We start from the raw sequence: 19684 nt of genomic DNA, 5'->3' as shown, positions 1-19684 counted from the left end.
TCTCAGGCCTTCGCCTCGGACTTGATCGCGTTCACGGCCTGCATGAACCCACCGCTCGTCAGCGACGAACCGGCGACCTTGCTCACCGAGATCTCGTCGAGCGACTTGCCGACGACCTCGTCCTTGATACCGCCGATGAACTCGCTCTGGTACCGACGGGACTCCGCGGCCTGCGGGTCACCCGTCACGGTGACGTCGGTGACCTTGTCTCCGGCGATCGTGAGGGTCACGTCGACCTTCTCGACGCTCTCCGGCGTCGCGTACTGGCCGGTGGCCTCGTACGTGCCATCGGTGTACACGCCGGTCGACGCGCCTCCGGCGGACGAGCCGGTGCTCGGAGCGCTCGCCGCGGACGACGCCGCGGGCGCCGGAGCGGCGGCATCCGCGTTCGTGCCGGAGCAACCGGCGAGCGTGACCACGCCGGCGACGCCCAGAAGGGCGGTACCGACGCGGACGGGGCGGGGGACGGCGGTCGTGCGGATCATGGGGTCCTCTTTCGGTCGTGCCTCGCGGAGCGGGGGATGCTCACGATGAAGACACGATCTCGAAACGGACCTGGTTCAGACCTCACCGAACCTATGCCCCTGCGATGAATCTCAGGCGTCGCCGCCGAACATGCTCGTGACCGAGCCGTCCTCGAAGACCTCGTGGATCGCGCGCGCCAGCAGCGGAGCGATCGGGAGGATCGTGAGGCGGTCGAACCGGCGCTCCGGGGGCAGCGGCACGGTGTCGGTCACGACGACCTCGTCGATCGCGGGGTCCTGGAGGCGCTCGGTCGCGGGATCGCTGAAGATCGCGTGGGTCGCGGCGACGATGACCTTGCGGGCACCGCTCGCCTTGAGAGCCTGCGCGGCCTTCTGGATCGTGCCACCGGTGTCGATCATGTCGTCGACGAGCAGACACGTGCGTCCGTCGACGTCACCGACGATCTCGTGCACCGAGACCTGGTTGGCCACCTTCGGGTCGCGACGCTTGTGGATGATCGCGAGTGGAGCGCCCAGGCTGTCGGACCACGTGTCGGCGACGCGGACGCGCCCCATGTCGGGCGAGACGACCGTGAGCGTCTCGCGGTCCTCACCGGTGAGACCCTGCTCGAAGTGCTCGAGCAGCACGGGCTTGGCGAACAGGTGGTCGACGGGGCCGTCGAAGAAGCCCTGGATCTGCGCGGCGTGGAGGTCGACGCTCATGATGCGGTCGGCGCCCGCCGTCTTCAGCAAGTCGGCGACGAGGCGCGCGCTGATGGGCTCGCGGCCACGGCCCTTCTTGTCCTGGCGCGAGTACGGGAAGTACGGGGCGACGACGGTGATGCGCTTGGCGGAAGCGCGCTTGAGGGCGTCGAGCATGATGAGCAGCTCCATGAGCCACTCGTTGACCGGCGGACCGAACGACTGCACGACGAAGACGTCGCAGCCGCGGATCGAGACCTCGAAGCGCGTGTAGATCTCGCCCGAGGCGAAGGTGCGATGCTCGGTCGGGGCGAGCTCCGTGCCCAGGTGGCGGGCGACGGCGTTCGCGAGTTCGGGGTGCGAGCGACCCGAGGCGACGACGAGGCGCTTCTTGGTCTTGGCGACAAGCCCGGGGGCGATGTCGTTGTCGCGGTCGAGATCTACACGGTTCTTCTTACGAGCCATCGCGCGCTTCCTGTTCACCCCGGGCCCGCGCGGCGACGTCCGCCGCGCCGGTGCCCGGTCGATTCTTCTCGACCCACCCCTCGATGTTCCGCTGGGGTGCAACGCTGAGTGCCAGCGCACCGGCGGGAACGTCCTTGCGGATCACCGCGCCGGCACCGGTCTTGGCGCCATCCCCAATCGTAACGGGCGCGACGAAGACGTTGTGCGAACCGCTGTGCACCTCGTCGCCGATCACGGTGCGATGCTTGGTGATGTCGTCGTAGTTCGCGGTGATGGCGCCCGCGCCGAGGTTGACGTGGCGGCCGATCTCGGTGTCGCCGATGTACGACAGGTGCGGGACCTTGCTGCCCTCGCCGATCGAGGAGTTCTTCACCTCGACGAAGGTGCCCACCTTGCCGTTCACGCCGACCCGCGCGTTCGCCCGCAGGTACGCGAAGGGTCCGACCGTGGCGCCGGGTCCGACGACCGCGAGGGTCGCGTCGGTGCGGGTGATCGTGGCATCCTCGCCCACTTCGCAGTCCACGAGGCTCGTGTCGGGACCGACCGTCGCGCCGGCCGCGATCACGGTCGCGCCGCGCACGTGGGTGTTCGGCAGGAGGGTCACGTCCGGCGCGAGCACCGCGGTCACGTCGATCCAGGTCGTGGCCGGATCGATGACGGTGACGCCCTCGCGCTGCCAGTGCTGCACCGTCCGGGCGTTGAGCGTGCGCCCCGCCTCGGACAGCTGGATGCGGTCGTTCACGCCGAGCGCCGCGGCGGCGTCGGGAGTGACGGACGCCGCGACCCCCAGCTCGGCCTCGCGCAGCAGCGCGACGACGTCGGTGAGGTACTTCTCGCCCTGCGCGTTCGCCGTGCCCACGCGGGCGAGGTGCTCGCGCAGCGGCGCCGCGCGGAAGACGTAGACGCCCACGTTGATCTCGGTGACCGCGGCCTCGTCGGCCGTGGCATCCTTCTGCTCCACGATGCGGTGCACGCCGGCGACCTCGTCGCGGATCACGCGGCCGTAACCGTGCGGCTCGTCGACGCGGGCGGTGAGCAGGGTCACCGCCGTGCCCCCCGAGCGGTGCGTCTCGACGAGCTCTGCGAGCGTGTGCGACTCCAGCAGCGGGACGTCGCCGCTCAGCACCAGCACGTCGCCCGCGAAGCCCTCGAGCGCGCCGAGCGCGGCCTCGACCGCGCGCCCCGTGCCGGGGACCTCGTCCTGATCGACGATGACGACGCCCGGGGCGAGCTCGGTGATCGTCTCCGCCACGAGGTCGCGCTCGTGGCGCACGACCACCACGATGCGGGACGGATCGAGGGATGCCGCGGTGTCGAGCACGTGTCCGACGAGCGGACGACCACCCACCGCGTGCAGGATTTTCGGGATGCGCGATCGCATGCGGGTGCCCTGACCCGCGGCCAGGACGACGACGGCGAGCTCGGTCGATGAGGTCATGCTCCGCCGCCAGGATTCGAACCTGGACCTAACAGCTCCAAAGGCTGTCGTGCTGCCGTTACACCACGGCGGACCGTGCCCCGCGGGCACCGGTCAAGTCTGCCAGACGGCGGCGCCGGAGCGTTCTCGACATAATGAACGGGTGAGCCGGGAGAGCGACGAAGTCGATCGCATCGTCGAGGCGTGGGTGCGCCAGCGACCCGACCTCGACTTCTCTCCGCTCGAGGTGCTCTCGCGCGTCGCGCGCCTCTCCCGGCACCTCGACATCGCGCGGAAAGAGGCGTTCCGCCGCAGCGACATCGAGTCGTGGGAGTGGGACGTGCTGTCCGCCCTCCGCCGGGCCGGCGAGCCGTACCAGCTCAGCCCGAAGCAGCTGCTGCAGCAGACGCTCGTCTCCAGCGGCACCATGACCAATCGCATCGACCGGCTCGTCGCCCGCCGGTTCGTGCGGCGCGAGGCCGACCCCGGCGACGGACGGAGCATTCTGGTGACCCTGACCGACGACGGTCGCGTGCGCGTGGATGCCGCGATCACCCGCCTCGTGGATGCCGAGGCCCTGCTGCTGGACAGTCTGTCGCGCGGCGACCGGGAGCGCCTGGCGACGCTGCTGCGGAAGCTCAGCATGGGATTCGACGCGTGAGCGCCCCGGTGGCGAACCCGACCGCGTGGCAACGGGTGAAGGCCTGGCTGGACGTCCGGTTCCGCTCCCCCGCCGCGATCTACGGCCTCATCGTGTTCACGACGTTCGTGACGCTCGCCGACGACGAGGCGCACGACGTGGCCGAAGTGCTGCTGAACTCCACGGCGACCCTGATCGTCTTCTTCATCGCGCACGTGTTCGCCCACACGTTGACCGAGCACGGCGACCACGGCTTCCGCGGCTCGACCCGCAACGCCGTCCGTCACGCGTCCGGCATGCTGTACGCCTCCGTGCCGTCGATCCTGGCCCTCGTGTACGGCATCGTGACGCACCAGTCGGTCTCGGACGCCGTCGACAACTGCGTCACCGCGATGTTCATTGTCCTCGCGATCCTGGGCTACCAGGCGTTCCGTCGGCGCGGCTATCGCGTGTTCGGCCGCCTCATGGGCGCGCTCGCCACGTCGTTCCTCGGCATCGTGATCGTGATCCTGGAGATCGCGGTCCACTGACGCGGTGCGCCTCGCTCGGCGCGTTCCCGTCGCGGGCGCCCGCTCAGCCGATGGCTTCGGTGAGTTCGAACCAGCGCATCTCCAGCTCGTCGCGCTCGGACTCCCACTCGGAGATGCGTTGCATCTCCTTCCCGAGCCCGACGTAGTCCGCCTGGTCGTGGTCGGCGAGAGCCGCCTTCGCCCGGTCGATCTGAGCCTGCAGCTTCTCGATCTTCCGCTCGGTGGCCGACGCCTCCTTCTGCGCGGCGCGGAGGTCCGCCCCCTGGAGACCCGGGGATGCCACGGCCTCGGTCGTCGTCGAGCGTGACGGCTCGGCATCCTGGATCGCCCGAAGGCGCAGGTATTCGTCGACGCCTCCGGGGAGGTGGCGCAGACGCGCGTCGAGGATCGCGAACTGCTGATCGGTGACGCGCTCGAGGAAGTACCGGTCGTGCGAGACCACGATGAGGGTGCCCGACCAGGAGTCGAGCAGGTCCTCCATCGCCGCGAGCATGTCCGTGTCGAGGTCGTTGGTGGGCTCGTCGAGAATCAGCACGTTGGGCTGGTCGAGCAGGATGAGCAGCAGCTGCAGGCGCCGCTTCTGGCCACCGGACAGATCCTTCACCGGCGTCGAGAGCTGCGCGTTCGAGAACCCGAGTCGTTCGAGCAGCTGACCCGGGGTCAGCTCCTGCGCCTTCGAGCCCGAGCCGAAGGAGTACGTGGTGCGCAGGCCCGCGATGACCACGCGCACGGGGTCGTCCATGTGCTGCTCGAGTTCGTCGAGACGCTGGGTGAGGGTCGCGACCTTGACGGTCTTGCCGCGCTTGACGCGGCCGGCCGTCGGTTCGAGCGTCCCGGTGATGAGGCTCAGCAGGGTCGACTTGCCGGCGCCGTTCACCCCCAGGATGCCGGTGCGCTCGCCCGGTGCGATCCGCCACTCGACGTCTCTCAGCACCGTGTGGTCGCCGTAGGTCACGCCCGCGTCGAGGAGGTCGACGACGTCCTTGCCGAGGCGCGCGACGGCGAGGGATTGCAGCGCGACGCGGTCGCGGATCTCGGGGACATCGGCGATGAGCTCGTTCGCGGCGTCGATGCGGAACTTCGGCTTCGACGTGCGGGCCGGGGCGCCGCGACGCAGCCACGCGAGTTCCTTGCGCGCGAGGTTCTGTCGCCGCTGCTCGATCGTGGCGGCCTGGCGGTCGCGTTCCACGCGCTGCAGGATGTACGCCGCGTAGCCGCCCTCGAACGGCTCGACGATGCGGTCGTGCACCTCCCACGTCGTGTTGCACACCTCGTCGAGGAACCACCGGTCGTGCGTGACGACCAGCAGCCCGCCCGCGTTCGGAGCCCACCGCTTCTTGAGGTGCCCCGCGAGCCACGTGATGGCCTCGACGTCGAGGTGGTTGGTCGGCTCGTCGAGGAACAGCACGTCCCAGTCGCCGGACAGCAGCCGCGCGAGCGCGACACGGCGGCGCTGGCCGCCGGAGAGACCACCCAGCCGGGCGTCCCACGGCAGGTCGCCGAGGAGACCGGCGATGACGTCGCGCGTGCGGGCGTCCCCCGCCCACTCGTGCTCGGGCCGATCGCCGACGACCGCGTGGCCGATCGTGTCGTCGTCGTCGAGCGTGTCCTGCTGGTCGAGGACGCCCACCGTCACCCCGCCGCGCACCGTCACGCGCCCGCCGTCGGGTTCGCGGATGCCGGCGAGCATGCCGAGCAGGCTCGACTTGCCGTCGCCGTTGCGACCGACGATGCCGATGCGGTCGCCCTCGTTCACGCCGAGCGAGACGGAGTCGAACACGACCTTGGTGGGGTATTCCAGGTGCAGGGCTTCGCCCCCGAGCAGATGTGCCATATCCGTCCCAGGCTACGCGGCCCGCGAGCCGGTCGGCGGCGGCGGTGTCGGCCAGGTTGCGGCCCGGGTGCACCGCCGGGGCCGCGAGCCGGGGCCGCGAGACTGCAACCGGCTGACGAAACCGGCGCAGCCTGCAGTGGCTTCGTCAGGCGCGTGCAGTCTCGGCGTCCCGGGCACCCCGGACGCGCGCCGCACGGGACGCGCGTGCCCGGACGCGCGCAGCGGGGCCGCCCGGATTCCGGACGGCCCCGCTGGTGTGGCTTCGGCTCAGAGCTTGTTGTCGGCGAGCCAGGCCTTCGCGATGTCGGCCGACGACTGCTGGTCGACGGTCGACTTCACGTTGAGTTCCACGAGGCCCTCGGGGGTGAGGGCGGCGGAGACCTTGTTGAGGACGTCGGACACCTGCGACGCCACCTTCGAGTTCACGACCGGGACGACGTTCGACGCGAGGAAGAGGCCCTTCGGGTCTTCCAGCGTGACGAGGTCGTCGGTCTTGATGCGCGGGTCGGCGGTGTACACGTTCGCGACCTGGATCGTACCGGCGACGAGGTCGTCGACGGTCGTGTCACCGGTGGCCGAGAACTGCACGTTCACGCCGTAGGTGGACTTCAGACCGTCCGGGCCGTACGGGCGCTCGGCCAGTTCGGCGTTGCCGCCGAGGGTCAGCGGCGTGGTGACCTTGGCCAGGTCGGCGATGGTCTTCAGGCCGTTGGCATCCGCGAAGGCCTTGGTGACCGTGTACGAGTCCTGGTCGGTGGCCGACGACTGGTCGAGCACCTCGAGGCCCTCGGGCAGCGCCTTCGGCAGGGCCGCGTAGACCTCGTCGGCGGTGCGCGCCGTCGTCTCCTTGTCGAAGAACTGCAGAAGGTTGCCGGTGTACTCGGGGAACACCGTGACCGTGCCGTCCTCGAGCAGCGGGATGTACGCGTCGCGCTGACCGATCTGGAACTGACGCTTGACCGTGAGGCCGGAGTTCTCCAGGGCCTGCGCGTAGATCTCGGCGATGATCTCGTTCGAGAAGTACGCCTGCGAGCCGACGACGATCTCCGCCGACGACGCGCTCGCGTCGCCGCCGTTGTTGCTCAGGGGGTCGCTCGAAGCGCCGCATCCGGCGAGGGCGAGCGAGGCGACCGCGAGTCCGGCGAGAACGCCGAGACCCTTGCGAGTTCGTGCTGTGAACATGGTTCCTCTTTCTGGTGGTGGGGAGTCGGGTGAGTCAGGAAGCCGAGGGAGGGGTGGCCGGAACGCCGACGGCGACGGCCTCGGCCCGGCGTTCACGGGCCGACCGGGCCCGCGGGGAGGCGGCACCGGCGGCACGGATGCCACGGGGCACGACGAGGTGCTGGAGCAGGGCGAACAACCCGTCGGTGACGAGCGCGAGCACCGCGACCAGGATCGCACCGCCGATCAGGATGTCGAAACGGCGGAGCGGAATGGCCGCGATGATGTACTGGCCGAGTCCGCCGAGTCCGATGTACGCCGCGATCGTCACGGTGGCCAGCACCTGCAGGGTCGCGGCCCGGATGCCTCCGACGAGCAGCGGTAGACCGAGCGGGACCTCGATGCGCCACAGGATCTGCGCCTCGGTCATTCCCATCGACCGCCCGGCATCCAGGACCCGACGATCGATCGCCTCGAAGCCGGTGTAGGCGCCGGCGAGGAGGGACGGGATCGCGAGGATGACGAAGGAGATGATCGCCGCCTCGGGCTTGTGGAGGACGCCGAGGAGCAGCGTCAGCAGGATGAGCAGACCGAAGGACGGAATCGCGCGAGCGGCGCCCGAGATCGCGACCGCGGTCTCTCGACCCTTCCCGGTGTGACCGATGTACCAGCCGAGCGGGATCGCGATGGCCGCGGCGACGAGCACCGAAACGACGGTGTACAGCAGCTGCACGCCGATCGCCGCGGGAATCGAGTCGAAGCCCGTGCCGGGGTTGCCCGAGAAGATCCAGGCGAACGCTTCGCCGATGAGGTTCATGCCTTCACCAGCGTCCGGTTGGCCTGGCGGGAGACGGTTTTGGCGCCCCGCGTCCAGGGCATCAGCGAGCGCCCGGCGAGGACGAGAAGCAGGTCGATCACGAGAGCGATCACGACCACCGCGAGCACACCCGTGAACACCTCGGGCAGGATCCGTCGCTGCAGGCCGTTCGTGAAGAGGTAGCCGATGTTCTGGATGCCGACCAGGATGCCGACGGTGGCGAGGGCGATCGTGCTCGCCGAAGCGACCCGCAGCCCCGCGAGGATCACCGGCCCCGCGAGCGGGAACTCCACGGCCCAGAAGCGCCGGAACGAGCTGTAGCCCAGGGCGGTCGATGCCTGGCGCACCCCGGCATCCACAGAATCCAGTCCGTCGGCGACGGCCCGCACGAGGATCGCGACGGCGTAGATCGCCAGCGCGACCACGAGATTCACGGGGCTCACGATCGAGTACCAGCCGGTGATCACCGGCATCAGGATCAGTAGCGCGAGGGACGGGATCGTGTACAGCAGACCGGTGATCGTGATGACGCTGCTGCGCACCAGCCGGTAGCGCCAGGCGAACCAGCCGAGCGGAACGCTCACGACGAAACCGGCGATCAGCGCGATCAGACTCTGCTGCAGATGCACCAGCGTCAGCTCGCCGATCAGGCCGAGGTTGTTGAGGACCCAGGTCACGCGCGCGGCTCCTCCACGAGAGCGCCCTGCGTGCGGCCCTCGGAATCCACGACGACCGTGCCACGCTCGGTCTTCTTCAGGTGCAGGGCGCGCTTGCCCTTCACCGCCCCGATGAAGCTGGCGACGAAGTCGTTCGCCGGGCGCTCGATGATCTCGCTCGGCGCTCCGACCTGTGCGACGTGGGCACCCTTCTCGAGCAGCACCACCTGATCGCCGAGCAGGAAAGCCTCGTCGATGTCGTGCGTGACGAACACGATCGTCTTGCCGATCTCGTTCTGCAGGCGGATGAGCTCCTGCTGCAACTCGTCGCGCACGATCGGGTCGACCGCGCCGAACGGCTCATCCATCAGCAGGATGTTGGGGTCGGCGGCGAGACCGCGCGCGACGCCGACGCGCTGCTGCTGGCCGCCCGAGAGCTGGCTCGGATAACGGTCGGCCATCGCGGTGTCGAGGCCCACCGTTTCCATGAGTTCCAGGGCACGGGTGCGCGCCTTCTTGCGGTTCTCGCCCTGGAGCACGGGCACGGTCGCGATGTTCTCGGCGACGGTGAAGTGCGGCAGCAGCCCCGAGTTCTGCATGACGTAGCCGATGCTGCGGCGCAGCTGCACCGGTGGGCGGGAGGCGATGTCGTCGCCGTCGATCGAGATGGTGCCGGACGAGGGCTCGACCATGCGGTTGATCATGCGGAGCAGGGTGGTCTTGCCGCAGCCCGACGACCCCACGAAGACGGTCGTCTTGCGGGACGGGATGACGAGACTGAAGTCGTCGACGGCGCGGGTGCCGTCGGGGAAGACCTTCGAGACGGTCGAGAACTCGATCATGCGCGTACCCGACTCAGTCGGAGACCACGACCTTCCGGTCGAACGCGACGTAGCCCGCGAAGTCGGTGCCGACGCGATCGACCGCGCCGGGACGCAGGTCGGGGTAGGACCAGGCGCCGTCGGGCAGGTCCGCGCCGTCGAGCGAGACGTTCCAGTACTGGGCCGCGCCCTTCCAGGGGCACGTATAGGGCGTGGGGCTCTGCGAGAGCGCCCCCTCGCGGACCGCGCTCGGCGGGAAGTACCAGTTGCCTTCGATGGAGACGAGGTCGTCGCGGTCGGCCTCGGCGATGACGACGCCGTCGAGTACTGCCTTCATGGGGATCCTCCCTCTTCGTGACCGCGTGCGGGCACGGCGCTCGCAGGTCTGCGGCTACCTGGGACACGCTAGCGAGGGGCCCCGACACGAAAGGTCAGATTGCCGCGTGTGACGACCTGGGCTATGGTGCCCCCTGGTCAGACCACACGCGCGCCCGCGACGGGCCCGTGGACGTGCAGAGCGGGATATCCCGCGGCGCTCAGGGTCACCTGGAGATCGATGGCCGACGTCTCGTCAGCCGCGAGGAACGCCAGCGTCGGACCCGATCCCGACACCAGCCCGGCGAGGGCGCCGGAGCGTTCTCCGCGCTCGAGCACGCGCCCGAGATCGGGTCGCAGGTGCAGCGCGGGCGCCTGCAGGTCGTTGCGGACCGTCGCCGCGAGCATGTGCGCGTCGCCCTGTCGGATCGCGTGCAGCACGTCCGGGTCGACCGCCGGCACGCGGGGTGCCGGTCCGATGTCGACGGCGTGGCGGGCGCGGTGCGCGTCGAGCTCGCCGTAGACGACGGGGGTCGACAGGCCCTGGTCGTTCGGGACGAGGACCCAGTGGAACCGACCGGAGGCCAGCGCCGGGCTCAGCTCGTCGCCGCGGCCCGTGCCGATCGCGGTTCCGCCGAGCAGCGCGAAGGGCACGTCGGCGCCCAGCTGCGCCGCGAGGCGCGCGAGCTCGGCGGTCGGCATCCCGATCCCCCACAGGGCGTCGCAGGCCACCAGTGCGGCCGCGGCGTCGGCGGACCCGCCGCCCATCCCGCCCGCGACGGGAACGGCCTTGCGGACCGTCATGTGCACACCGTCATCGATGCCGGCGACCCGAGCGAGCATCCGCGCGGCCCGTAGCGCGAGGTTGCGCTCGTCGGTGGGGACGCCCTCGACGTCGACCGTCGAGGTCTCGGCGATCTCGATCGTGAAGCCGTCGGCGGGGACCGCCGTGATCTCCTCGTACAGCGAGACCGCCTGGTACGCCGTGGCGACCTCGTGGTACCCGTCGTCGGCGACGTCGCCGACCTCGAGGAAGACGTTGATCTTGCCGGGCGCGCGGACGCGAACCTCCGCGGACGAGCTGCTCATCGGGCCGACCGTCCTGCCCGCGCCCCCGTCGCGCCACCGTGTGCGAGACTGGAACGTCGGCCCGACGTCGTCCGGCCCGCGAGCGACGGGTCGATGGCGGCCGGTCCGGAGCGGGCGATCTCAGTCACTCTTCGACAGTAGTGCCCCGCTCACCGCCGTTCGGCGCCGCCGCCGAAACGCGCACGTAACGCCGTATCCCTACGGTGTACGAACCGTCCCCACATCCCCCGAGGAGGCACAGTATGCGATCGATGGTCCCCCTTTCTGTCGAGACCGATCCCTGGCGCGCCCTCCTCTCCCGGGCGGACATCCGCATGGTCGACGGCATCCTGCACGTCGTCGATGACGGCTCCACCCCGGCGGACGCCGAGCGGGACGACCTGCTCACGGTCGCTGCCGCGATCGAGGCCGCGGGCGTCGACGTGATGCTGGTACGGGATGCCAACCGCCGGCCGAAGATCGTCGTCGACACCGTGCACGCCGAGCCCGCACTCGCGGCGCTCCGCGACCCCGAGCTCGGCCCCGTGTACCTCAAGGCCCGCGGCGAGGACCCGGTGCCCGCACACAGCGTCCGCCCGAGCCGCAACGCCGTCGAGGCCTACGCCGTGTTCCGTCCCCGCACCTCGACCGAGGGCTCGTACCGCTACGGTTCGGCTCTCGCGCCGCGCCTCGAGCTGTGGCGGTTCGGGGCGCAGACCGTCGAGGCGCCGCGGCCGAGCGCGCTCACGCGTCGGAAGTTCGCCACGGCCGACCTCGATCTCGTCGAGGTCGAGCGCTACGGACGCCGCTGGCGCACGGTGGCGGGCATGTTCGACCCCCACCCGAACGAGTTCACGGAAGACGTCGACATGGTCTTCTCGTGGGTGGACGGCTCGTCGAGCGAGTTCCAGCGTCAGCGCGCCGCGCGCATGAAGGGCTACGTCGTCGGCGACGGCGACGACAACGCCGCCCGCTACCGCCAGGTCGACGAGCTGCGCTACGCGCTGCGGAGCGTCCACATGTACGCGCCGTGGGTGCGGCGCATCTTCATCGCGACAGACTCCCCCACGCCCGAATGGCTCGCCGACCACCCCAAGGTCACGATCGTGCGCAGCGAGGAGTTCTTCGCCGACCCGTCGGTGCTCCCCACGCACAACTCGCACGCCGTCGAGGCGCAGCTGCACCGCATTCCGGGCCTCGCCGAGCACTTCCTCTACAGCAACGACGACATGTTCTTCGGGCGTCCCGTCACCCCGGAACTGTTCTTCAGCGGCGCGGGCATCACCCGATTCGTCGAGAGCGGCATCCGCATCGGCAGCGGTCCCGCCCACATCGACCGCTCGGGACACGACAACGGCCTGCGCGTGAACCGCGCGCTGCTGAAGGAGCGCTTCGGACGGGTCACGACGCTCGACCTCGAGCACTGCGCCACGCCGCTCCGGCGTTCGGTCGCGTACGAGCTGGAGCGCGAGTTCGCCGAGGACTACGCCCGCACCGCCGCGAGCCGCTTCCGCTCGGCGACCGACATCTCGGTGACGAACAGCCTCTACCACTACTACGCCCTGGCCACGGGGCGCGCGGTCATCACGACGGAGCCCCGCACGCGCTACGTCCAGACCACGCAGCTCGACGCCCTGCGTCAGATGGAGCGGCTCGTCTCGCGGCGGGACACCGACATGTTCTGCCTCAACGACGGCAGCGTGCCCGAGATCCCCGAAGAGGTCCGCGTGCCCGCTCTCCGCGCCTGCCTCGAGCGCTACTTCCCCGTGGCGGCGCCGTGGGAGAAGACCGAGGCGGTCAGCGCAGGATCGGCAGCGGCGTCGTCGGCGGCGACACCCGCCCGCTGAGCTCCGCCGTGGCCGGCACGACGATGCCGGCCGAGCGCAGCCGTTCCTGCGACTCCGCGGCGTCGACGTACTGCAGCACCTCGGCGGCGCCGACGGGCACGACCGAATGCACGATCGTCTCGTCGTAGACGTGCACGAGGTTGAAGCCCTGGGCACCGTCCTGCGGCCGGGTCCCGCCGACCGGCACCATCAGATCCTGCGTGTAGCAGGTGGCGGATGCCACGGACACCGGGATGCCCGCGAACGTCGCGAACGTCGAGTAGTGCAGGTGCCCCGCGAGGATCGCGCGCACGTCGCTGCCGCGCAGCACGTCGGCGAGGAGCCGCTGATCGCGCAGCTCGACGGTGGCGGCCAGGTCGAGCACGCTCGGGACGGGCGGGTGGTGCATCGCGAGGATCGTACCGAGCGGCGCCGGTACCGACAGCACGTCGGCGAGCCATGCGCGCTGGGCGGCGGTGACCTCGCCGTGGTGGTGACCGGGGACGGACGTGTCGAGCGTCACGACGCGGAGGCCGTTGAGCTCGTCGACGCGATCGACCGGGGCCGCGGGATCGCCGCCCTCGCCGGGCAGGAAGTGGGAGCGGAACGTCGCGCGGTCGTCGTGGTTCCCCATGACCCAGATCACGGGGGCGCCCAGACGCGCCGCCGCGGGCTCGACGATCGCCCGCACCCGGGCGTACGCGTCGTCCTCACCGAAGTCGGCCAGGTCGCCCGTGAAGATGAGACCGTCGGGACGGATTCCGGATGCCTCGATCGCAGCGACCGCCTGAGCGAGGTGCTCCTCGGAGTCGACGCGGTCGTACAGCGGGGCACCGCCCGCTCGCAGGTGCGTGTCACTCAGGTGGAGCAGCACGCGTTCGGCGCGCGGGTGTTCGGCAAAGCGCATCTCGATCCCTTCGGGCCGTCGGGTACGGCCTCAGCCCGGCGTGATGCTCCCGGTTGAGGAGAAATGTTACCGGCATGTTTCGGGAACTCGTGATGAACGCGACAAGAAATTACGGGACGCGCGAACGGCGCGAGGCGGGGGTCAGAGCGAGGCGATGCGCACGAAGTCGGCGATCGAGAGCTGCTCGCCGCGGAGCGTGGGGTCGACGCCCGCCGTCTCCAGCGCCTCCGACGCGGCGGCGGCGGACCCGCCGAGCACGCTCGACAGCGCCTGACGCAGCATCTTGCGGCGCTGCTGGAAGGCGGCATCCACGATCGCGAACGTGCGGCGCCGGAGGTCTTCGTCGCCGCGGGGCTCGGCATCCCGTTCGAATCCGACCAGCACGCTGTCGACGTTCGGAACCGGCCAGAACACCTGGCGCGAGACCGTTCCGGCCAGGCGCCACGGGCCGTACCAGGCCGCCTTGACGCTCGGGGCGCCGTACACCTTCGATCCGGGCGGGGCCGCGAGGCGCTCCCCCACCTCCGCCTGCACCATGACGACGCCGCGCTGCAGAAACGGGAACGTCTCGAGGAAGTGCAGCAGCACCGGCACGGACACGTTGTACGGCAGGTTCGCGACGAGGACCTCGGGCTCGCCGGGGAGCTCGCGCACCTGCAGCGCGTCGGCGTCGATCACGGTCAGGCGCTCGGCCGGTACGTCGTGCGCGGCCGCGGTCTCGGGGAGCCGGGCGGCCAGCCGGTGGTCGATCTCGACGGCGACGACCGACGCGCCCGTCTCGAGGATCGCCAGCGTCAGCGAGCCGAGTCCCGGCCCGATCTCGACGACCCGATCGGATGCCTCGACCCGCGCGGCCTGCACGATCTTTCGGACCGTATTGGCGTCGACGACGAAGTTCTGCCCCAGCTTCTTCGTCGGCGTGACGTCGAGGTCGGCGGCGAGCCGGCGGATCTCGGCGGCACCGAGGAGCGAAACGGGCATTGTTCCACTGTAACCAGCACGACCGCCAGTCGCCGCCCTGGGGCGCGGACGGCAGTAGCGTGGGTGGGTGAGCCAGACGCAGTCGATCCCCGCCAATGCCTTCACCCTCCGCGGTCCCTACGGACGACGAGCGGTCGGACTCTCGATCGCTGCCGCCGTCGGTGGGTTCCTGTTCGGGTTCGACTCCTCCGTCATCAACGGAGCAGTGGATGCCGTCCAGGGGAACTTCGAGCTGAGCCAGGTGCTGACGGGCTTCGTCGTGGCCGTCGCATTGCTCGGCTGCGCCGTGGGTGCGGTCATCGCCGGCGCGCTGTCGGACCGTTGGGGCCGACTGAAGGTCATGCTCCTCGGCGCCGTGCTGTTCTTCGTGTCGTCGATCGGCGCCGCGCTGACGTTCAGCGTCCCCGACCTGATCCTGTGGCGCGTGATGAGCGGCCTCGGCATCGGCATCGCCTCGGTCGTCGCGCCCGCGTACATCGCCGAGGTGGCGCCGCGCCAGATCCGCGGTTCGCTCGCGTCCCTGCAGCAGCTCGCGATCACGCTCGGCATCTTCGGGGCGCTGCTGTCCGACGCACTGCTCGCCACCTCCGCGGGCGGCGCGGCGAACCAGCTGTGGCTGGGCATGGAGGCCTGGCGCTGGATGTTCCTCGTCGGTGTCATCCCCGCCGCCGTCTACGGCATCCTGTCGTTCACCGTTCCGGAATCGCCGCGGTACCTGCTCGCCAAGGGCCGCAAGGACGAAGCCCGCGCGATCTTCTCGCGCCTGGTGCCGCCGGCCGACCTCGACAAGACGATGAACGAGCTCTCGAGCGCGATCGAGACCGACCGCAAGAACAAGAACGTGTCGCTGCGCGGACCGGTGCTCGGCCTGCAGGGCATCGTGTGGACCGGCATCCTGCTGTCGATGTTCCAGCAGTTCGTCGGCATCAACGTGATCTTCTACTACTCGACGACGCTGTGGCGCGCGGTCGGCTTCGACGAGAGCAACTCTCTGTTGATCTCGGTCATCACCTCCGTCACGAACGTCGTGGTCACCTTCGTCGCGATCTTCCTCGTCGACCGGGTGGGCCGGAAGCCGATCCTCCTGACCGGTTCCGTGCTGATGACGGTGTCGCTGGCCGCGATGGCCCTGTCGTTCACGTTCGCGCAGGGCAGCGGAGACGACGTGTCGCTGCCGGCCCCGTGGGGCGGGATCGCTCTGGTCGCGGCGAACGTCTTCGTGATCGGCTTCGGCGCGTCGTGGGGCCCGCTGGTGTGGGTGCTGCTCGGCGAGATCTTCCCCAGCCGTATCCGCGGCAAGGCGCTGGGTGTCGCCGCGGGTGCGCAGTGGATCGCGAACTTCGCGATCACGGTGTCGTTCCCCGCGATGTCGGGCTGGTCGCTCCCGCTCACATACGGCATGTACGCGCTGTTCGCGGCGCTGTCGTTCCTCTACGTGGCGCTGCGCATCCCCGAGACGAAGGGCATGGAGCTCGAGCAGACCGAGACGCTGTTCGTCCGCAAGGACAAGAGCAAGGCCTGACGGATCGCGAAGGCCGGCGCCCGCGAGGGTGCCGGCCTTCGGCATGTCCGCCGTCGTCGCGCGCGCAACACAACCTCAGCGATCCGCACAAACTCAGCGGCATCCGCCCCGGGCGGGCTGCGGATACCCAGATCCCGGAGCGAGCGCCGTAGACCCGGGAGCGTCCGCACGCCGGCGCGGCTCAGAACTCCCCGTACACCTCGAGCGTGTTGGCGGCGACCTGGGCGGCGAGCTCGTCGACGTCGACACCGAGTTCGGATGCCAGGAAGCGCAGCGTCACCGGGATGAGGTACGGCGCGTTCGGGCGGCCGCGGTACGGCACCGGCGTCAGGAACGGCGCGTCGGTCTCGACGAGGATCCGCTCGCGCGGGGTCACGGCGAGGGCGTCGCGCAGGTTCTGCGCGTTCTTGAACGTGACGTTGCCCGCGAACGAGAGGTAGTAGCCGCGGTCGGCCGCGATGCGCGCCATGGCGGCGTCGCCGGAGAAGCAGTGGAACACCGTCTTCTCGGGGGCGCCGACGCGCTCGAGCGTCTCGAGGACGGCATCGTGCGCGTCGCGATCGTGGATCTGCATCGCGATGCCGTGCTTCTTCGCGAGCGCGATGTGCGCCTCGAACGAGCGGACCTGGGCCGGGATGCCATCCGCCTCGGTCCGGAAGAAGTCCAGGCCCGTCTCACCGATGGCACGCACCCGCGGCTCGGCCGCGAGCTCGTCGATGACCGCGATCGCGGCATCCAGCTCGCCCGCGGCGGCGTACGCCGGCGCCTCGTTCGGGTGGATCGCCACCGCCGCGAGCACTCGCGGATGCGTGGCTGCGGCCCACGCGGACCAGCGCGACGAGTCGACGTCTCCGCCGGCCTGGACGACGCCGTGCACGCCCACGGCCAGCGCCCGCTCGAGCTGCTCGTCGAGCGAAAGGCCGGTCTCGCCGTCCTCGATCTCGAGGTGCGTGTGGTTGTCGTACACGGGCACGCCGAGCGGCTCGGGCGCGGGCGGGTAGCTCACGTCGCGCCGACCGTCGGCCGAGCGCTCGCGCCCGTACTGGCTCGGGTCGCCGCCCTCGATCGTGCCGCGGGGCCGCTCGACGGGCGTGCTCATGCCTGCTCGACGCGCGGGAACAGCGGCGACAGGCCGTTCACAGACGTCCCCGGACGCAGCAGGCCCCAGGCACCGGCCTCGCGGAGCGGCTGGTCTCGCAGACGCCCGATGCTCTCGGCGGCGCCGAGGGCGATCCACAGCTTCTCGGTCGAGATCGGCATGACGGGCGACAGCAGCACGGCGAGGGCGCGCAGCCCCTCGGCCGCGGTGTACAGCACGGTGCCGAGGCGCTCGCGCTGCGCGTCGTCCTTCGCCAGGGCCCACGGCTCGTTCTCGGTGATGTACTGGTTCAGCGCGTCGACGATCGTCCAGATCGCGTCGATGGCCTCGTCGATGCGGAACCGCTCGATGGCCGCGTCGGCGTTGCTCGCGGCATCCGCCACGGTCTTCTGGATCGCGAGGTCGGCCTCGGTGTACTCCCCCGCCGGCGGCACGATCCCTTCGAAGTAGCGCTCGATCATCGCGATCGACCGGGATGCCAGGTTGCCGAAGCCGTTGGCGAGTTCGGCCTGGTAGCGGGCCGACAGGTCTTCCCACGAGAACGACCCGTCCTGACCGAACGCGATCGCGGAGAGGAAGTAGAAGCGGTACGCGTCGGAGCCGAAGACGTCGGTGATCTCGGTCGGCGCGATACCGGTGAGCTTGGACTTCGACATCTTCTCGCCGCCGACCAGCAGCCAGCCGTGCGCGAAGACGCCGCGGGGCACCTCGAGCCCCGCCGCCATCAGCATCGCGGGCCAGATCACGGCGTGGAAACGCAGGATGTCCTTGCCCACGACGTGGTACGCGGGCCAGCGGCGCGCGAACTCCTCGGGGTCGCTGCCGTACCCGACGGCCGTGGCGTAGTTGAGCAGCGCGTCGACCCACACGTAGATGACGTGCGAGTCGTCCCACGGCACCTGGATGCCCCAGTCGAACGTCGACCGCGAGATCGACAGGTCTTTCAGCCCGTTCTTCACGAACGAGACGACCTCGTTGCGCGCCGAGTCCGGCCGCACGAAGTCGGGCACCGAGCGGTAGAGCTCGAGCAGGGGCTCCTGGAACTCGCTGAGCTTGAAGAAGTAGTTCTTCTCCTGCAGCAGCTCGAGGGGCTTGGAGTGGATCGCGCAGACCTTAAGGCCCTCGAAGGGGCCCTCGCCGTCGACGATCTCGGCCTCGGTCTTGAACTCCTCGCAGCCGACGCAGTACAGCGCCTCGAACTCGCCCGCATAAATGTAGCCGCGGTCGTACAACGCCTGCACGAACTTCTCGACGCGCTCCTCGTGGCGCGGCTGGCTCGTGCGGATGAAGTCGTCGTTGGCGACGTCGAGGGTCTTCAGCAGCGGGAACCACGACTCGCTGACGAGCTTGTCGACCCACTCCTGCGGCGTGTGGTTGTTCGCCGCGGCGGCGCGCATCATCTTCTGACCGTGCTCGTCGGTGCCGGTGAGCATCCAGGTGTCGTCGCCGGACTGCCGGTGCCACCGCGCGAGCGCGTCCACCGCCACCGTCGTGTAGCCGTGCCCGATGTGGGGCACGTCGCTCGGGTAGTAGATCGGCGTGGTGATGTAGAAGGAACGGCCGGAAGTCACCCCAGGATTCTACGGGGGACGGCCGACACGTCCGGCCGTGTGTCGGCGTCAGCCCTTCACGGCGAGCGCTGCCTGGTACAGCTCGCGCGACGAGTGCCCGGTGAGCGACGCGACCTCGGCCGCGGCCTCCCTGAGCCGCGCGCCGTCGCGCACGAGTTCGAGCACCTGGGTCACGGCATCCGGGAACGCCACCTCGCGGGCCGACGCTCCGCCGACGACGATCGCGATCTCGCCGCGCACGCCCTCCGCCGCCCAGGTCGCGAGCTCCGCCAGGGTGCCGCGGCGCACCTCCTCGTGGAGCTTCGTCAGCTCGCGGCAGACCGCGGCGGGACGGTCGGCGCCGAACGCCGCCGCGAGGTCGTCGAGTGTGGATGCCAGCCGCGACGGCGACTCGAAGAACACCAGGGTCCGCGTCTCGGCGGCGAGGTCGGCGAACTGCCGACGCCGCTCGCCGGGCTTCCGCCGCGGGAACCCCTCGAACGCGAAGCGGTCGGTGGGGAGCCCCGCGACGGCGAGGGCGGTGACGACGGCGCTCGGGCCGGGGATCGCGGTGACCGTGACGCCCGCCGCGGCGGCGGCCGCGACGAGTCCGTATCCGGGATCGCTGACGGTCGGCATGCCGGCGTCGCTGAGCACGAGGAGGTCGTCTTCGCGGGCGAGTTCGACGAGCTCGGCCGCGCGTTCCTTCTCGTTGTGGTCGTGCAGCGCGAGGAGCCGCGGCCGGTTCGAGATCCCGAGACCGGCGAGGAGCCGCTGAGTGGTGCGGGTGTCCTCCGCCGCGACGACCGTGGCGTTCTCGAGAGCCTCGACCAGGCGCCGCGACGCGTCGCCCAGGTTTCCGATGGGGGTCGCCGCCAGGATGATCACCGCCCCACCTTATGCTGGGGG

The 19684-nt window shown here is 70.3% G+C and carries 19 protein-coding genes and 1 tRNA gene; 4 read left to right on the top strand and 16 right to left on the bottom strand.

Translation table 11 applies throughout. The features are described 5' to 3' along the window. Positions 1-2: 2 nt before the first annotated feature. The 4 genes from RKD05_RS12900 to RKD05_RS12885 form a co-directional block, all read right to left on the bottom strand. Complete coding sequence (locus tag RKD05_RS12900; RefSeq protein ID WP_424710544.1) at positions 3-485, bottom strand: FMN-binding protein; 483 nt, start codon at positions 483-485, stop codon at positions 3-5. A 111-nt stretch (positions 486-596) separates the two neighbouring features. After that, positions 597-1631: a ribose-phosphate diphosphokinase gene (locus tag RKD05_RS12895; protein ID WP_424710542.1), complete on the bottom strand. Its 1035-nt coding sequence runs from the start codon at positions 1629-1631 to the stop codon at positions 597-599. Then, the gene (glmU, locus tag RKD05_RS12890; RefSeq protein ID WP_424710539.1) at positions 1621-3069 is read right to left on the bottom strand and encodes a bifunctional UDP-N-acetylglucosamine diphosphorylase/glucosamine-1-phosphate N-acetyltransferase GlmU; all 1449 of its coding nucleotides are present in this window, start codon (positions 3067-3069) and stop codon (positions 1621-1623) included. The genes RKD05_RS12895 and glmU overlap by 11 nt, the downstream gene beginning before the upstream one ends. Before the next feature lies 1 nt (position 3070). Further along, positions 3071-3142: transfer RNA gene (locus RKD05_RS12885), tRNA-Gln, on the bottom strand. Between the two features lie 69 nt (positions 3143-3211). Here RKD05_RS12885 and RKD05_RS12880 point away from each other — a divergent pair. Further along, the gene (locus tag RKD05_RS12880) at positions 3212-3709 is read left to right on the top strand and encodes a MarR family winged helix-turn-helix transcriptional regulator (RefSeq protein ID WP_424710537.1); all 498 of its coding nucleotides are present in this window, start codon (positions 3212-3214) and stop codon (positions 3707-3709) included. Then, positions 3706-4218 carry a hypothetical protein gene (locus RKD05_RS12875; RefSeq protein WP_424710535.1) on the top strand — a complete coding sequence of 171 codons (513 nt, stop codon included), beginning with the start codon at positions 3706-3708 and terminating at the stop codon, positions 4216-4218. The genes RKD05_RS12880 and RKD05_RS12875 overlap by 4 nt, the downstream gene beginning before the upstream one ends. A 43-nt stretch (positions 4219-4261) precedes the next feature. Here RKD05_RS12875 and RKD05_RS12870 read toward each other — a convergent pair whose 3' ends face one another. From RKD05_RS12870 to RKD05_RS12840, 7 genes are all read right to left on the bottom strand, one after another. After that, positions 4262-6052: an ABC-F family ATP-binding cassette domain-containing protein gene (locus RKD05_RS12870; protein ID WP_424710532.1), complete on the bottom strand. Its 1791-nt coding sequence runs from the start codon at positions 6050-6052 to the stop codon at positions 4262-4264. Positions 6053-6319: 267 nt separating this feature from the next. Further along, complete coding sequence (locus tag RKD05_RS12865; RefSeq protein WP_424710530.1) at positions 6320-7234, bottom strand: ABC transporter substrate-binding protein; 915 nt, start codon at positions 7232-7234, stop codon at positions 6320-6322. Between the two features lie 34 nt (positions 7235-7268). Then, on the bottom strand, positions 7269-8030 hold the full coding sequence (locus tag RKD05_RS12860; RefSeq protein ID WP_424710527.1) for an ABC transporter permease: 762 nt from the start codon (positions 8028-8030) through the stop codon (positions 7269-7271). Then, positions 8027-8707: an ABC transporter permease gene (locus tag RKD05_RS12855; protein WP_424710526.1), complete on the bottom strand. Its 681-nt coding sequence runs from the start codon at positions 8705-8707 to the stop codon at positions 8027-8029. The genes RKD05_RS12860 and RKD05_RS12855 overlap by 4 nt, the downstream gene beginning before the upstream one ends. Continuing rightward, the gene (locus RKD05_RS12850; protein WP_424710523.1) at positions 8704-9528 is read right to left on the bottom strand and encodes an ABC transporter ATP-binding protein; all 825 of its coding nucleotides are present in this window, start codon (positions 9526-9528) and stop codon (positions 8704-8706) included. Before RKD05_RS12850 ends, RKD05_RS12855 begins: the two co-directional genes overlap by 4 nt. A gap of 13 nt (positions 9529-9541) precedes the next feature. Next, a complete protein-coding gene (locus RKD05_RS12845) occupies positions 9542-9844 on the bottom strand; it encodes a DUF427 domain-containing protein (protein WP_134127797.1) in 303 nt (100 codons plus the stop codon). Positions 9845-9981: 137 nt separating this feature from the next. Further along, entirely contained in the window at positions 9982-10911 is a 930-nt protein-coding gene (locus RKD05_RS12840; protein WP_424710521.1) for a 4-(cytidine 5'-diphospho)-2-C-methyl-D-erythritol kinase, read from the bottom strand. Positions 10912-11153: 242 nt separating this feature from the next. On the opposite strand from RKD05_RS12840, the gene RKD05_RS12835 reads away from it, so the two are divergent. Next, positions 11154-12737 carry a stealth family protein gene (locus tag RKD05_RS12835; RefSeq protein WP_424710519.1) on the top strand — a complete coding sequence of 528 codons (1584 nt, stop codon included), beginning with the start codon at positions 11154-11156 and terminating at the stop codon, positions 12735-12737. Here RKD05_RS12835 and RKD05_RS12830 read toward each other — a convergent pair. Both RKD05_RS12830 and rsmA read right to left on the bottom strand, forming a co-directional pair. Then, positions 12688-13623: a phosphodiesterase gene (locus RKD05_RS12830; RefSeq protein WP_424710517.1), complete on the bottom strand. Its 936-nt coding sequence runs from the start codon at positions 13621-13623 to the stop codon at positions 12688-12690. The genes RKD05_RS12835 and RKD05_RS12830 overlap by 50 nt on opposite strands. Before the next feature lie 141 nt (positions 13624-13764). Continuing rightward, positions 13765-14604: a 16S rRNA (adenine(1518)-N(6)/adenine(1519)-N(6))-dimethyltransferase RsmA gene (gene rsmA / locus RKD05_RS12825; protein ID WP_424710515.1), complete on the bottom strand. Its 840-nt coding sequence runs from the start codon at positions 14602-14604 to the stop codon at positions 13765-13767. Between the two features lie 67 nt (positions 14605-14671). On the opposite strand from rsmA, the gene RKD05_RS12820 reads away from it, so the two are divergent. Continuing rightward, a complete protein-coding gene (locus RKD05_RS12820; RefSeq protein WP_424710512.1) occupies positions 14672-16126 on the top strand; it encodes a sugar porter family MFS transporter in 1455 nt (484 codons plus the stop codon). A 181-nt stretch (positions 16127-16307) separates the two neighbouring features. On the opposite strand, the gene RKD05_RS12815 is transcribed toward RKD05_RS12820, so the two are convergent. Genes RKD05_RS12815 through rsmI form a run of 3 tightly spaced genes read right to left on the bottom strand, consistent with a single transcriptional unit; the run spans position 16308 to position 19663 of the window. Beyond that, on the bottom strand, positions 16308-17225 hold the full coding sequence (locus RKD05_RS12815) for a TatD family hydrolase (RefSeq protein WP_424710509.1): 918 nt from the start codon (positions 17223-17225) through the stop codon (positions 16308-16310). Next, positions 17222-18796 carry a methionine--tRNA ligase gene (gene metG, locus RKD05_RS12810; RefSeq protein ID WP_424710507.1) on the bottom strand — a complete coding sequence of 525 codons (1575 nt, stop codon included), beginning with the start codon at positions 18794-18796 and terminating at the stop codon, positions 17222-17224. The genes RKD05_RS12815 and metG overlap by 4 nt, the downstream gene beginning before the upstream one ends. A 48-nt stretch (positions 18797-18844) precedes the next feature. Further along, positions 18845-19663, bottom strand: a complete 819-nt coding sequence (rsmI, locus tag RKD05_RS12805) for a 16S rRNA (cytidine(1402)-2'-O)-methyltransferase (protein ID WP_424710505.1) — start codon at positions 19661-19663, stop codon at positions 18845-18847. Positions 19664-19684 lie beyond the last annotated feature (21 nt).

This window comes from Microbacterium sp. SLBN-111, assembly GCF_049739645.1.
GTDB lineage: Bacteria > Actinomycetota > Actinomycetes > Actinomycetales > Microbacteriaceae > Microbacterium.
Note: the sequence above shows the minus strand (reverse complement) of the source record. Positions and strands in the feature narration are given on the sequence as shown.

Bases quoted from the DNA above. Each gene is read 5' to 3' on its own strand.
- rsmA (WP_424710515.1), bottom strand. From the start codon at position 14,604: ATGCCCGTTTCGCTCCTCGGTGCCGCCGAGATCCGCCGGCTCGCCGCC.
- RKD05_RS12840 (WP_424710521.1), bottom strand. From the start codon at position 10,911: ATGAGCAGCTCGTCCGCGGAGGTTCGCGTCCGCGCGCCCGGCAAGATC.
- RKD05_RS12860 (WP_424710527.1), bottom strand. From the start codon at position 8,030: ATGAACCTCATCGGCGAAGCGTTCGCCTGGATCTTCTCGGGCAACCCC.
- glmU (WP_424710539.1), bottom strand. From the start codon at position 3,069: ATGACCTCATCGACCGAGCTCGCCGTCGTCGTCCTGGCCGCGGGTCAG.
- RKD05_RS12870 (WP_424710532.1), bottom strand. From the start codon at position 6,052: ATGGCACATCTGCTCGGGGGCGAAGCCCTGCACCTGGAATACCCCACC.
- RKD05_RS12815 (WP_424710509.1), bottom strand. From the start codon at position 17,225: ATGAGCACGCCCGTCGAGCGGCCCCGCGGCACGATCGAGGGCGGCGAC.
- RKD05_RS12830 (WP_424710517.1), bottom strand. From the start codon at position 13,623: ATGCGCTTTGCCGAACACCCGCGCGCCGAACGCGTGCTGCTCCACCTG.
- RKD05_RS12850 (WP_424710523.1), bottom strand. From the start codon at position 9,528: ATGATCGAGTTCTCGACCGTCTCGAAGGTCTTCCCCGACGGCACCCGC.
- RKD05_RS12835 (WP_424710519.1), top strand. From the start codon at position 11,154: ATGCGATCGATGGTCCCCCTTTCTGTCGAGACCGATCCCTGGCGCGCC.
- RKD05_RS12900 (WP_424710544.1), bottom strand. From the start codon at position 485: ATGATCCGCACGACCGCCGTCCCCCGCCCCGTCCGCGTCGGTACCGCC.
- RKD05_RS12865 (WP_424710530.1), bottom strand. From the start codon at position 7,234: ATGTTCACAGCACGAACTCGCAAGGGTCTCGGCGTTCTCGCCGGACTC.
- RKD05_RS12895 (WP_424710542.1), bottom strand. From the start codon at position 1,631: ATGGCTCGTAAGAAGAACCGTGTAGATCTCGACCGCGACAACGACATC.
- RKD05_RS12845 (WP_134127797.1), bottom strand. From the start codon at position 9,844: ATGAAGGCAGTACTCGACGGCGTCGTCATCGCCGAGGCCGACCGCGAC.